The following is a 13,785-nucleotide window of genomic DNA, read 5'->3' on the forward strand; positions in this document are numbered from 1 at the left end:
CGGACGGCCGCGATCCCGCGCGTCTCGGCGCCACCGCGGCATCCGCGATGCGGCTCCGGCCGGCCGAACCCTTCCCTCAGGGCAGAACGGTGACCGCCGACGCCGCCGCGTCTGCGGGCCAGAGCGGGTACGACGCCAGCGCCGACGTACCGGCGTAGGTGACGGCGGCGTGCACGGGCGCGGTCGTCTCGAGGCGATACACGCCCGCGGCGACCGGCAGCGCCGTGCTCGCGCCCGCGGCGACGGTGGTCGCGACGGGGTCGCCGCCCTCGACGGGGGTGAGGGTGACGCTCGCGTCGCTCGTCCCACCGGCGAGCACCACGGCCGCCCCCGAGCCGGGGGCCACGGCGACGACGCTGGGGTCGGCGATCTCGGGGGCCGCGGCGTACCAGGCGAAATCGGCGCCCTGCCCGAAGCCCGTCGTCGACCACGTCGCGCCCACCACGGGGGCGGTGGCCGACACCTCGACCGTGTAGGCCCCCGCGGCGTTGCCCGAGAGGTCGACGGAGGTGGGGAGTCCGGCCGTCAGGGGAATGTCGAAGGCGGCGGGGGCGGGGGTCGCGGCATCAACCGGAACCAGGGTGACGGTGGCGGTGGCGTCTCCACCCGGCGCCAGCAGGCGCAGGACGGTGCCGGCCTGGCCCGCCGCGGTCGCGATGACCTGCGCGCCCGGCATGACGAGGCGCGTGTCGGCCTGCGCGGTCGGAGCCACCTGCTCGACACCGCCGGGCAGCAGCACCCGGGTCACACTCGCCTGCAGCGCCGCGTGCACGGGAGCGCCGGACGAGACGACCCGCACGACGGGACTCTCCTCCCCCAGCAGCAGTCCCGCCAGGGGCACGATGCGACGCTCGCCGGCCGCGATGACGATGTTCTGTCCGCTCGGCGGCGTGGACACGCCCTGCGAGCCGTACACCGACAGCTGCACCGTCGCCGGCACGCTGCCGGGGTTGGCCAGCTGGATGAGGTCGTTCGCGCCCGTGGTGCTCGCGCCACCCACCAGCCACGACTCCGCCAGCGGCGGGCGGCACGCGGACGCCGCGAAGCCGACGAGGTCGTCGAAAGCGGCGGTGGCCGACGTGGCCGCAGCGATCGAGGTCAAGACCCCCTCGCGCGGCGCCGCGCGCAGGACGGGCGCGTCGCCGTCGGCGGCTCCCGTCGCTCCGCCGAGAGCGCCCGTGATCGCACCGGCGTCGGCGGGTCCGCTCACGATCTCCGACGGGGCGGCGGCGCTGAGGCTGCCCGCGGCATCGGCGCTGCGCCCGAGCGCCAGCAGCGGACCATCGCAGGCGAGCACCGTGTCGCTGGGCGCCGGGGTCGCCTGCAGGCGCACCGGTTGCGCCGCATACTGCGGCCAGGGCACCGCGATCGCGGCGACCGTGCCGACGACCGCTGCCGCGGCGACAGCCGCGCCGGCGACCAGCCGGGCGCTCGTGGCGGCGTAACGGACGAGACGGCGCTCACTCATCGCGAACCTCCCGGTGTCGGTCCGACGATGCGCGGGGTGCGCCGCGCGATGCGGCGCGAGGCGGTGGTGGGAACGGCCAGGAGCAGCGCGATCACCAGCACGCCGAGCGAGCCCAGCGCCACGAGCCGCTGAAGGGTCGCCCGATGGTCGTCCAACGGCGCGCGCGGGATGACGTCGGTGTTCACGCGCCAGAGGTCTCCACGCGAGGTCGCCCCCACGGGATCGAGCAGATCGCGCTGGTCGAGAGAGGTGGCCGCGCTCAGCCGGTCGCCGAGCACGACGTCGTTCTGGGCCGACGGCGCCGATGACAACAGGACGAAGCCGATCCCCCGCTCGGCCAGACGCGACACGACGTCGTCGGTCGACGGCGAGACCAGGTCGGCAGCGAGGGCGGCGAGTTCGCGTTGCTGGTCATCGGCGGAGGTGCGTGTGGCGTCGACCGTGCTCTGGCCCGACAGCGTGGCGCTCCCGCCCCAGACGACCTCGACGCGCAGTCCGTCATCGCGGGGGTCGAGCACGAGCGTGCCGATGGCGAGCGAACCGCGCCCCTCGGCGGCGACGAAGGCGGGAAGGGTCGAGACGGGTCCGTTCGTCAGCACCGAGCGTTGCGTGGCACCGTCGGCGAGTTGCGCGGTGAGCGCCGGGGCGACGGCCACGGCGAGCGCCAGCACCGCCGCGAGCGCACCGATCGGACGCAGTGCCCGGACACGGTCGGGGATGCCGGCGTCCAGGGCGACGACGGCCGCGCCGACCAGACCCACCCAGGCCAGGCTGAGGCCGGAACCCGCCCAGATCGGCACCGCGACGGCGGAGTCGTCGAACGACACCGCGACCCCGACAGCGGCGAACGCGGTGGCGAGCCCCGCGACGGTGATGACGATGAGCCCGGATGCCGTGATCCAGCGCGCCGTGAGCACCGACAGCACGGCGAGGACCGCGAGGGGGGCCACGAGCAGTCCCACCCACCACACGGGGTGACCGAGCAGGCTCGCCCATCCGCCCGGGTCGGAGGTGGGGAACCCCGCGGCCAGCAGCGCGCGGCCGATCGGATCGGGCGAGACCTCCGCGCCCGCGAACGGCACGCCGGGGTCGGCGAGCAGACCCCACGCGTTGCCCGCCCGCACCTGGGTCCACACCAGCGGGGCGAAGATCACCGCCGAGGGGATCACGAGCCAGACCACGCGGGCGATGCCGCGGCCGGCGACGAGGGCGACGACCACGAGGGCGGCGCACCACAGCACGACCGCCGCGGGCGCCAGCGACGGCGCACAGGCGAGCACTGCGACGAGAAGGACGGAGGCCGCCCCGGCCGGAGCCCACGAGCGATGCGCGACGCTCGCGGCGGAGAACAGCCACGGCAGCAACAGGTGCGCCAGCACCCCGGCGGGGCGCCCCTCGACGAGCGCGGCGACGAAGGTCGGAGCGAGCGCCCACGCGATCGCCGCGACGATGCGCAGCAACGACGACTCCGTGACGCGCGTGGCCGCGAACCACCCGCCGAGCACCGCGAGCGGGAGCGCGAGAACCCACAGAACGACGAAGGCGCGCGACGGATCGCCCGGCGAGAGGGTTCCGACCAGCGCCACGAGTGCGGAGAACGGGTCGGCGGGGCCGATGGCATCCAGTCCGAGAGGGCGCTGCCCCCAGGCTGCGTCTTGCCACAACTGTGCGACGTTCGCCCGCAGAGGAGCGAGCGCGCCACCGCCGAGCACCGGCCACGCCAGCAGGGGGGCGAACAGCGCCACCGACACGGCGAGCGCTCCGAGGACGGCCCACGCGCCGCCCCCCACGAAGAATTTCAGTTCGCTGCGGACCGGGGCGTCGGGGTCGCCCACGTCGCCCTGCCAGCGCACGCGCATCTCGGCGCGCGAGACGCGCAAGGGGGCGATGCGAGACCATCCGACGCTCCGGACCGCGCGGATCCGCCGCCGCGCACGGGCGACAGCGGCCGGCCGCGCCATCACGAGCAGCGTCGCCCCCCATTCGGGCAGCACGCGGTGCGGCACCTTCGTCACCAGGTGCACGAAGGTCCGCCACAGGGCGAGGGGCAGGAACGACAGCCAGTGCAGCGGGACGGCGGGGGCCGGCGCGTACACGAGCCGGCGGTGCAGTTGCGCCGTGCGGGTCGCGAACGCGCGGCGACGCGCGCGTCGGCGGCCTCGGGCCATGGCCGCGACGCCGTCACCGGCGACGGCGACCCGGGCGGCGGGGACCACGGCGACCAGGCGCGCGCCCAATCGTGCGCGGACCCCCAGGTCGAGGCCCTCGTCGGCGCCACCGAGGGCGGCATCGAGTCCGCCGAGCGCGGTCCAGGCGTCGCGCCGCACGAGGAGCCCGCGCACGTCGGCACCGAGCACGTCGGAGGAGCGATCGCGCTGACCCTGGTCGAGCTCGCCGGCGACGAGGTCGACGGTGCCGCCGTAACGGTTCATGCTCACGCCCAGGGAGCGGATGACGTCGCGATCGTCCCAGTCGACGAGCTTCGGGGCCGCCACCACCACCGGCGGCGAGAGTTCGAGGGCTCCCGCGAGGCGTTCGAGCGCGTCGGGATCGGGGGCGGTGTCCTGCGCCAGGAGCCAGACCGTGTCGCCCGTCAGACGGGGGGTCGCGAGCGCCGTCGCCGTGGCGAACGACGTCCCGGCGGGTGCGGTGATCACGCCCTCGGCTCCCGACCCGGCGGCCAGGCGGGTGAGCTCGGCATCGGAGCCGCACAGCACGATGGTGAGGGCGTCGACGCGACGGGTCTGGGCAGCGAGGGCGGAGAGCGTGCGCTGAAGATGGTTCGCCGTGGGCGTGCGTCCTTCGGGACGCACGACGAGGATGGCGTGTACACGGTCGGGCATGACGCGGATCAGCCTAAGTGCGCCTTCGCACGATCGCGGACGCCGCGCCGTCGGCCACCGGATCGCTCAGCGTGCAGCGGATACGCGTGCGACTCAGGCGCGACGCTTGAGCTTGCGGCGCTCGCGCTCGCTGAGTCCGCCCCAGATGCCGAAGCGCTCGTCGTTCTGCAGGGCGTACTCGAGGCACTCGCTCTTGACGTCGCACGAGGTGCAGATGCGCTTGGCATCGCGGGTCGATCCGCCCTTCTCGGGGAAGAACGCCTCGGGGTCGGTCTGCGAGCACAGCGCATCGGTCTGCCACGCGAGGGTGTTCTCCTCGGTGGTGTCGATGTCGCGGCGAACGCCGGGAACACCGAGGTCGACCGGGTCTACGAACCAGTTGTCCGGAACACCGGACCGGTACTGCGACGTCGCCATATCATCCTCCCCCTCGTTCGAGCCCCATGACGCGGCCTGCACGTAGGGATAATTACACCCGTGTGATTCGGATTGGTCAAGTCGCGGATCGTAAACCCTCAAGGGCGGCCTGAACCTTCAGGACGCGCCGCGGCGTGTCGCGGTCACGCCCCCGGCATGGCGACGAAGACCTCGCCGGCGCCGTCGCTCGTCAGCGGCGACTCGTCGGGGGTCATCAGCGCCGCCTCGCCGGGAGCGAGCGTCACCGCTGCACCGGACGCACCGGTCAGCGTCGTCGATCCCGCCACGCCGAGGGCGATCGCGACACCGCGCAGGTCGATACGCGCCCCCGCACCCTCGGCGAGGTGCCCCAGCGCGAAGTCCGCGATACCAGGAGCGAAAACCTCGGCCTCCCCGGCCGGCGTGGGGCGCAGGAAGGGCGGGTCGGCGGGTCGGAAGTCGACGAGCGCGAGCAGTTCGGCGACGTCGATGTGCTTGGGCGTCAGGCCGCCGCGCAGCACGTTGTCGCTCGCGGCCATGATCTCCACGCCCAACCCCGCGACGTAGGCGTGCAGGACGCCGGCGGGAACGAAGATCGCCTCGCCCCGGCGCAGCTGAACGAGATTCATGAGAAGCGCGACGACGATCCCGGGATCGGCCGGGTACGCCGTGTGCAGCGAACGGGTCAGCTCCAGCTCGGCGGCGAAGGTGACCGAGTCGGTGGATGCCGCGGCATCCACGATCTGTGCGATCTCGGTCGCATCGGCTTCGCCGAGCAGCCAGCCGATGGTCGCTCGCAGCGCCTCGGCGGCGTCGTTCGCCCCCAGGTGCGCACGGAGCGTCGCGACGGCGGGCGCGTCACCGAGGGCATCGACCAGGGCGCGGGTGCGCTCGATGTCGCGCAGGCCCGCGAGGGCGGTGAAGGTGTCGCTCAGGGCGACGATCACCTCGGGCTTGTGGTTGTCGTCCTTGTAGTTGCGCGACCCCGCGTCGCGCGGGACGCCCGCGGCTTCTTCGCGGGCGAATCCCTCGACGGCCTGCTCCTTGGAGGGGTGCACCTGGATCGACAGGGGGGCCCCTGCGGCGAGGATCTTCAGCAGGTACGGCAGCTTCGCGGGCACGTGCTGCTCGTCGGCGACGGCGGGCAGCCACGCGTCGAGGGTGCGGTCGGTGCCGTCGTGCACCACGGCAGGCGAGCCCGGGTGATCGCCGAACCAGACCTCGGCTTCGGGGGCGCCGCTGGGCTCGCGTCCCTCCAGGTCGGCAATCAGCGTCGGGCTGCCCCAGGCGTAGTCGCGGGGCGTGTTCGAGATCGCAACAAGCACGGCGTCAGCATAGTGCGGGCACCGAACACGCCCCGGATGCCGACGGGTAGCCTGAACCCATCATGGCGATGTACACGAATCACCCCGTGTCGGCGTTGCCGACGGCGCCCCCGCGTGAAACGACGGGGCACCTGCTGCTGCGGGCGTGGTGCGTCTTCGTCATCCTGCTCGCCCTCGGCGGTGTGGGACTCGTCAACGCCGCCGGTCCCGTCGTGGCAGCCGTGGTCGCGGTGGCCGCAGCCGTCGTCTCCGCCGTCATCTGGGTCGTGACCCGCCCGCCGATGGCCGTCCGGCGTCTGCCCTGGCTGGCTTTCGCCTACGTGGCCTGGGCGACGGCGTCGATCGCGTGGAGCGCGTGGCCCGCGGCATCCGTCCTCACGTGGCTCCTGCTCGTGATCACGACGTTCCAGGGCCTGTTCGTGGGGGCGGTGCTCACGTGGCGCGACGTCGTCCGCGCGGTCGCATCGGCGGCGAAGTGGATCGTGGGACTCTCGCTGCTTTTCGAGGTGGCGGTGTCGCTGCTGGTGCGCGGACCCCTCCTCCCCGGTTTCGTCGTGCCGTCCGCGCGCATGGACCCGATGCTGTACTGGTCGCGCGACAACCTCTTCGACGGCGGGCGCGTCCAGGGCCTGTTCGGCAACGCCGACCTGCTCGCCGCCGCCATGCTCGTGGCCATCATCGTGTTCGGCGTGCGCCTCGCCGCCGGAGCCCCCCGCCGCGTTCTGCTGGTGCTGTGGACCGCTCTCGCCGCCTTCCTGTTCGTGCGCGCGGGCTCCGCGACCGCGTTCATCGCCGCCGCCTTCGTGGCGCTCGTCCTCGGCACGGTCCTCGTCATGCGCACCGCCCGCCGCCCCGGCGAGCGCACACGCTGGTACCTGCTGTACGCCGCGATCGGGCTGGGCGGCGGCGGCGCGCTGTGGCTCGGACGCGAGACGGTTTTCGGCGTACTCGGCCGAGGGGCGGACCTGCTCGGACGCGAGGGCATCTGGGCCGACGTGCTGACGCGCGCCGATCAGCGCCCGTTCGCCGGCTGGGGGTTCTCGACGCCGTGGATCCCCACGGAACCGCTCATCGACGGCTGGATCGTCGAGCACGACCAGACGGTCGTGCAGGCGCACAGCATGTGGCTCGACGCCTACCTGCAGCTCGGTGTAGTCGGCGTGGCACTGCTCGCCCTCGTCTTCTTCGCGTACGTCTGGCGCTCGTGGTTCTTCGCCGTCGATCGCCCCCGCTGGGACCTGCGCGACGACCGCCCGCACTCCCCCCTGACGCTGCTGCCCACCCTCATCGGAGCCCTGCTGGTCGTACAGGGGCTGACCGAATCGGGTCCGCTGCTGCTGTGGGGGTGGATGTTCGTCGTGCTCTTCGGCGCGAAGATCAAGCAGACACCGCTGGTCGGCGTAGGCCCCAGCGAGCAGAGCATCTCGATCGAGCGCGGCGAGCTGTTGCGGCCGTCCGCCTGAGCGGCGTGACCGACCGGCGTCCAGGGTCGCCCGGAGCGCGCCGGGTAGACTTCCCGCTGGCCGTCCGCGGCCGCTGCGCCTAGACGAAAGACTTCTTCGTGACGTACACCCTGCAGAACGCCGTCCTTCCTCTCGACCGCGATCCGGATCTCCTTCCCCTGTACGTCGATCCCGAAACGTGGTCGACGATCGACGAAGAACCGGTCCGGGTCACCAACGTCGCCCAGCTGGCGAACATCCTCGACCGCCACCGCGCCCGCATCGTCGCCGGGCGTCGAGTGTCGTTCGGCACCTACTTCAACGCGTTCCCCGCCTCCTACTGGCAGCACTGGACCGCGGTGCGGCAGGTGCGCCTGACGGTGCGCACCAGCGGGGATGCCACGATCCTCATCTACCGCTCGAACGGCGGCGGCACCAAGCAGCGCATCGAGACCCGCGAGGTGCGCGGCGAGGCGACGGCCAGCTCGTTCGATCTCGTGCTCGACCAGTACAGCGACGGAGGATGGATCTGGTTCGACGTCGCCGCCGACACCACCGACGCCACCTTCGACGGCGCCGAGTGGACGACCGAGCAGGAACCTGTGCGCGGCGGCAAGGCGAGCATCGGCATCACCACCTACAACAAGCCCGATTATTGCGTCGAGACGCTCGGCGCGCTGGCCGACGCCCCCGATGTGCTCGACGTCGTCGACCGTGTGTTCATCATCGACCAGGGCACCGATCTCGTCGAAGCACAAGATGCCTACCCCGCCGTGGCGGGACGACTCGGTGAAACGCTCCAGGTCATCCGCCAGCCCAACCTCGGCGGATCGGGCGGCTTCGCCCGGGGCATGGTCGAGACCCTCGCGCGCGAGGGCAGCGACTTCGTGCAGCTCCTCGACGACGATGTGCGCATCGAACCCGAGTCCATCCGTCGGTCGGTGGTGTTCGGACGCTACGCGTCGGTGCCCACCATCGTCGGCGCGCACATGTTCGATCTCCTCGACCGCCCCAAGCTCCACGCGTGGGCCGAGGTCGTCGACGACGCGCCGTTCATGTGGCGGGCCCTGTTCCAGGAGCGCCTCCCCCATGACTTCAGCGTCGCGAATCTCCGTCAGTCACCGCTTCTGCACATGCGGCTCGACGCCGACTACAACGGGTGGTGGATGTGCCTCATCCCCACCAGCATCCTGCGCGAGATCGGTCTGTCGCTGCCGGCCTTCATCAAGTGGGACGACGCGGAGTTCTGCGTCCGGGCCCGGGATGCCGGTTACCCGACCGTCTCCATGCCCGGTGTCGCACTCTGGCACGTGTCGTGGATCGGCAAGGACGACTCGATCGACTGGCAGGCCTACTTCCACGCCCGCAACCGCATCGTGGCCGCCTTGCTGCACTCCCGCTCGCCGCTGGGGGGCACCCTCATCCGCCACAGTCGACGCGTCGACCTGAAGCACCTGATGATGATGCAGTACTACCCCGTCGAGCTCCGCCACCGCGCTCTGCGGGACATCCTGTCAGGACCCGACCACATGCGCCGGGGGCTCGCCACGGCTATGCCCGAAGCGCGCACCGTGGCTAAGAAGCATCCCGAGACGGTCGTACACAAGGACTCGGGGGTGCCGCTGCGGTCGCGGCACGGCCGTCAGGTCTTCAAGCGCCTGAAGAAGAACGAGTTCGACAGCCCGACGGGCCTGGCCCTGCGCACCTTCACCCTGCGCACCCTCATCGCGCACTGGATCCACTCCCCGCGGCCCGAGAACGTCGCGCAACCCGAGGTCGAGTTCGGCAAGGGCGACGCACACTGGTGGCGGGTGCCCCTCTACGACAGCGCCCTGGTCAGCGCCGCCGATGGCTCGGGCAAGAACATCTACACGCGCGACCGCGCGATGTTCCGCCGCATGCTCGTCGACAGCTGGCGTCTGCACAGGCGCCTTCAACGCGACTGGCCGCGGCTGTCCCGCCAGTACCGCAGCGCACTGCCCGACCTCGTCTCCGAGCAGCAGTGGCGCGCGACCTTCGAGGAGCTCTCGTGAGCAGGTTCGACGCCACGACCGCGACGATCGTCGTCGTCACGTACAACCGCACGCATCTGCTGACTCGTCTGCTGGAGAGCATCGAGCGCATGTCGCCCGCCCCGGGGCATCTGGTGATCATCGACAACGCCTCGACCGACGACACCACCGCCGTCGTGGAGTCGTTTCGTGACCGTTTGCCCACCGAGCTCGTCTACCGTCGCCTCGAGACCAACACCGGCGGCTCCGGCGGATTCAGCGAGGGCATGCGCGTCGCCTACGACCTCGGTTCCGAGTGGATGTGGCTGATGGACGACGACGTGGAGGTCGTCTCCGACGGTCTCGCGCGCATGGGGAAATGGGCCCCGCGGTTCCGCAGCATCCAGGGACGCCGGTACGACTACGACGGCAGCGAGTTCTACTGGCAGTACCGCATCGCCGAATCGATGGCGATCCCGATCCCCTACGCGCCCGCGGCCTTCGACGACTCGGGCTTCAAACCGATGAACTCGGGCTGCTTCGAGGGCATGTTCATCCACCGCGACATCGTGGCGAAGATCGGTCTGCCCGACCCCCGCTTCTTCATCTACTGGGACGACCAGCTTTATGGCTGGCTCGCCTCGCGCGAGACGCCATCGGTCATCGTCGACGAGTTCGTGCTGCGCCGCACCCGCGAGATCAAGCAGTGGGACATGGGCATCCGCCACATGAACGCCTCGAGCGACGCGTACCGCTACTACATCATGCGGAATCGGGCATACCTGCAGAAGTACTACCGCGCGCTCGGCGAGTACCGCGCCCTGCCCTTCACCGCGGGGACGGCCTTGACGTTCGTGAAGGAGCTCATCCGCCTCGTCGTCGTGGAGCGCAAGATCAGCGGCACCAGCCACCTGTTCCGCGGCCTGCGTGACGGTCGTGCGATCTCGCGGGACGACTCGTGGCAGCCGATGCCTCCGCTGGAGCCGGCTCGTCCTGTCGCCTGACCGCGACCGCATCCCGGGCCGCCGCCCGACGGCGCTGCCTCCCGCCCGACCTTGGCGCGCCCTATGTCACGGCGTGATCCGGCAACCCGGTCGCGTTCAGCGGCCGGCGCGAGCGCGCGGTGTCAGTCCCATTGCGCCGGGAGTTGCTCCGCCAGCGAGCGACCGAGCGTGCGCGCATAGATCCGCGTGAGGTGGTTGTCGTCGCGATACACCGCGACATTGCCGATGACGCCGACGCAGAGGTCGTCGGGACAGATCCACGGCGTGAGATCCACGAGATGCACCCCGGGTCGGGCGAGCACGTCGGCGGGGTTGCTGTCGGCGAGGGAGGCGGACCGGGGCACGGCGCAGTCGAGAGGATCGGCGGCGTCGGCCACGCACCCGAACATGTCGAAGGCGAAGCGCGGATTGTCCCGCACGCCCAGCACCTCGATTCCCGCGTCGCTCATCCGGTCGACGAAGCGGTGGATGCCCGCACGCACCTTCTCGTCGTCTTCGCCGGCGTCGGAGCGCGTGACCACCGTCATGACGGCGTCGGGTTTCACCTGTTCGACGAGGCCGACGGCCGCCTCCCGCCAGGAGTCGCACAACTCGTCCATGCCGGGTTCGTCGAGCCCCATCGAGCATCCGCCCTTGATGAGGTGGACGACGCCCCACCCGTTCTCCTGGGCCCAGGGAAGCAGAGCGGCCGTGATCTGCTGGGCGTGCGAGTCGCCGATGACCACCACGGTGTGACGTGCCCGCGCGGTGTGCGCGGTCTCGTGACAGGTGCCGCGCAGCTCCTCGGCGCCTGTGGCCCACTCCCCCGTGCATTCGCGTTCGAGCTGGGTCCACTCGGCTTCGAGCAGCGTCGGCAGCGGCAGGAGCGTCGCATCGGTCGGGATCTCCGCGAGGGCGGGGTCGCGCAGGACCGCGGCTCCGGGATTGGTGAGCTGGGCGCGCGCTTCGACGGCCCTTTCGTGCACCCAACTCGTCGTCTGCCAGGCGCCGACCGGCAGAGCGACCGCGACGGCGGCGGTGGTGAGCACGGCGACCGGCACGAGTGGCGAGGCGTCCGCCCGGCGCCAGGACCGGACCGGCTGGTCGACGGCCCACGTCAGCGCGCGGGCGAGCACGAGGGAGAGCACGACGATGCCGAGGCCGCCGACGAGTCCGACCTCGGTGCGGTCGTTGACGACGAGGAACGTCACGAGGATCGGCCAGTGCACGAGGTAGAGCGCGTGGGCGTCGCGGCCCACGGCCCGGAGGGGACGGGATGCCAGGAACCGGGCGGGTCCGTGGCGGCTCTCGCCCGTGCCGGAGGCGACGATGGCGGCTGCGCACAGCACCGGCCACAGAGCGAGGAATCCGGGGAACCCCCCGCGGACGTCGAGCACCATCCCCAAGACGAGGAGCCCCACCATCCCCGCCCAGCCGAGGACGGCGCGAGAGACCGCGCCCAGACGCAGGTGGGGAAGTGCCACGACGAGCAGGGAACCGGCCGCGAACTCCCAGAGGCGCGCGCCGGTGTCGAAGTAGGCCACTTGCTGCGCGGTCGCGGTGCGCACCACCGAGTAGATGAACGAAAGGGTGAAGACGGCTCCGAACACCACGCCGACGACCCGGTCCGGCGACAGGCCCCGCCGCCGGACGACGAGCTGACACAAGCCCAGCAGCGCGATCCACAGGACGAAGGCCTGCCCCTGCACCGACATCGACCAGAAGTGCTGGAGCGGACTGGGCACCTCGGAGCGGGCGTAGTAGTCCACGGCATCCGCGGCGAGCAGCCAGTTCTGCGTGTACGTGAGCGAGGCCCACGTCTGCTCCCACACGCCGCGCCACGACGTCTCGGGGTACAGGGCCCAGACGACGACCAGAACGCCGATGAGCGTGACGGATGCCGCGGGGAGCAGCCGGCGGAAGACCCCCAGGAGGTGCGTCACAGGGCGAACGGGCGTCGGTCCCGTCATCCGCCTGACGAAGCCCCGCGTCAGGAAGAACGCCGACAGCATCAGGAAGACGTCGACCCCGCCCGAAACCCTCCCGAACCACACGTGGTAAGAAACGACCAGGAGGATGGCCACGGCACGCAGGCCGTCGACGTCGGGCCGATACGCCCAGCGCCCCTCGTCCGCCCGGTCAGCCCTCGCCGACAGGGTGTGCGACCCGAGGGTCAGATGCACGGGAGCATCACGCGAGCTGGTTGTTCCACATCGACAGGGCGGCACCGATGGCCATGTGCATGTCGAGGTACTGATACGTGCCCAGACGCCCCCCGAAGTGCACGTCGCGCTCGCCCTTGGCGAGCTCGCGGTACGCGAGCAGCCCGGTGCGGTCGTCGGCGGTGTTCACCGGGTAGTAGGGCTCGTCGGCACGCGTGGCGAAACGCGAGTACTCGCGCACCACGACCGTCTTGTCGGTCGGGTAGCGGTCGGCCCGCTCGGGGTGGAAGTGCTTGAACTCATGGATACGGGTGTACGGCACGTCGGCATCGGCGTAGTTCATCACGCTCGTGCCCTGGAAGTCGCCGATCGGCAGCACCTCCTGCTCGAAGTCGAGCGTGCGCCAGGACAGCTCGCCCTCGGCGTAGTCGAAGTACCGGTCGACCGCTCCGGTGTAGACCACGGGTACCTGGCCGACGGTCGCCTTCTTGTTCAGCGGCTGCGACTCGTCGAAGTAGTCCGTCGACAGCTTCACCTCGATGTTCGGGTGGTCGGCCATCCGCTCCAGCCACGCGGTGTACCCGTCGACGGGCAGACCCTCCCACGTGTCGTTGAAGTAGCGGTTGTCGTACGTGTACCGCACGGGCAGACGGGAGATGACCTCGGCCGGCAGGTCTTTCGGGTCGGTCTGCCACTGCTTCGCGGTGTAGTCGCGGATGAACGCCTCGTACAGCGGGCGGCCGATGAGGGCGATGCCCTTCTCCTCGAGGTTCGCGGCATCCTTGGTGTCGAACTCCCCCGCGAGCTCGTGCACGAGGGCCTTCGCCTGGTCGGGCGTGTAGGCCGCCTGGAAGAACTGGTTGATCGTGCCGAGGTTGATCGGCAGCGGGAACACCACGTTCTTGTGCGTCGTGTAGACGCGGTGCACGTAGTTCGTGAACTGCGTGAAGCGGTTGACGTACTCCCACACGGTCGGGTTGGAGGTGTGGAACAGGTGCGCCCCGTACTTGTGCACCTCGATGCCGGTCTCGGGCTCGTCGGCCGAGTAGGCGTTGCCACCGATGTGGTGGCGGCGGTCGATGACGGTCACCTTGCGGCCGGCGGCGGCTGCGCGCTCGGCGATCGTGAGACCGAAGAAACCGGAGCCGACGATGAGGAGATCCATACAGAGCACA

The 13,785-nt window shown here is 71.2% G+C and carries 9 protein-coding genes; 3 read left to right on the forward strand and 6 right to left on the reverse strand.

The features are described from left to right. Positions 1–76: 76 nt before the first annotated feature. The 4 genes from FHS07_RS02060 to manA all read right to left on the reverse strand — a co-directional run bounded on the left by FHS07_RS02060 (position 77) and on the right by manA (position 6,032). Complete coding sequence (locus FHS07_RS02060; protein WP_183418250.1) at positions 77–1,468, reverse strand: DUF5719 family protein; 1,392 nt, start codon at positions 1,466–1,468, stop codon at positions 77–79. Continuing rightward, entirely contained in the window at positions 1,465–4,311 is a 2,847-nt protein-coding gene (locus FHS07_RS02065) for a glycosyltransferase (RefSeq protein WP_183418251.1), read from the reverse strand. The genes FHS07_RS02060 and FHS07_RS02065 overlap by 4 nt, the downstream gene beginning before the upstream one ends. A 93-nt stretch (positions 4,312–4,404) precedes the next feature. Then, a complete protein-coding gene (locus FHS07_RS02070) occupies positions 4,405–4,728 on the reverse strand; it encodes a WhiB family transcriptional regulator (RefSeq protein WP_055958404.1) in 324 nt (107 codons plus the stop codon). Positions 4,729–4,871: 143 nt separating this feature from the next. Beyond that, complete coding sequence (gene manA / locus FHS07_RS02075) at positions 4,872–6,032, reverse strand: mannose-6-phosphate isomerase, class I (RefSeq protein ID WP_183418252.1); 1,161 nt, start codon at positions 6,030–6,032, stop codon at positions 4,872–4,874. 62 nt (positions 6,033–6,094) lie between these two features. Here manA and FHS07_RS02080 point away from each other — a divergent pair, with 62 nt between their 5' ends. The 3 genes from FHS07_RS02080 (at position 6,095) to FHS07_RS02090 (ending at position 10,469) form a co-directional block, all read left to right on the forward strand. Beyond that, positions 6,095–7,495: an O-antigen ligase family protein gene (locus FHS07_RS02080; RefSeq protein WP_183418253.1), complete on the forward strand. Its 1,401-nt coding sequence runs from the start codon at positions 6,095–6,097 to the stop codon at positions 7,493–7,495. A 98-nt stretch (positions 7,496–7,593) separates the two neighbouring features. After that, a complete protein-coding gene (locus FHS07_RS16605; RefSeq protein WP_183418254.1) occupies positions 7,594–9,507 on the forward strand; it encodes a glycosyltransferase in 1,914 nt (637 codons plus the stop codon). After that, positions 9,504–10,469, forward strand: a complete 966-nt coding sequence (locus FHS07_RS02090; RefSeq protein WP_183418255.1) for a glycosyltransferase — start codon at positions 9,504–9,506, stop codon at positions 10,467–10,469. Before FHS07_RS16605 ends, FHS07_RS02090 begins: the two co-directional genes overlap by 4 nt. Positions 10,470–10,591: 122 nt before the next feature. Here FHS07_RS02090 and FHS07_RS02095 read toward each other — a convergent pair whose 3' ends face one another. Further along, positions 10,592–12,631, reverse strand: coding sequence for an SGNH hydrolase domain-containing protein (locus FHS07_RS02095; RefSeq protein WP_183418256.1), 2,040 nt, complete (start codon positions 12,629–12,631; stop codon positions 10,592–10,594). 7 nt (positions 12,632–12,638) lie between these two features. After that, positions 12,639–13,775: a UDP-galactopyranose mutase gene (glf, locus tag FHS07_RS02100; RefSeq protein ID WP_183418257.1), complete on the reverse strand. Its 1,137-nt coding sequence runs from the start codon at positions 13,773–13,775 to the stop codon at positions 12,639–12,641. Positions 13,776–13,785 lie beyond the last annotated feature (10 nt).

The sequence above is a fragment of the Microbacterium proteolyticum genome (assembly GCF_014192415.1).
Taxonomy (GTDB): Bacteria; Actinomycetota; Actinomycetes; order Actinomycetales; family Microbacteriaceae; genus Microbacterium; species Microbacterium proteolyticum.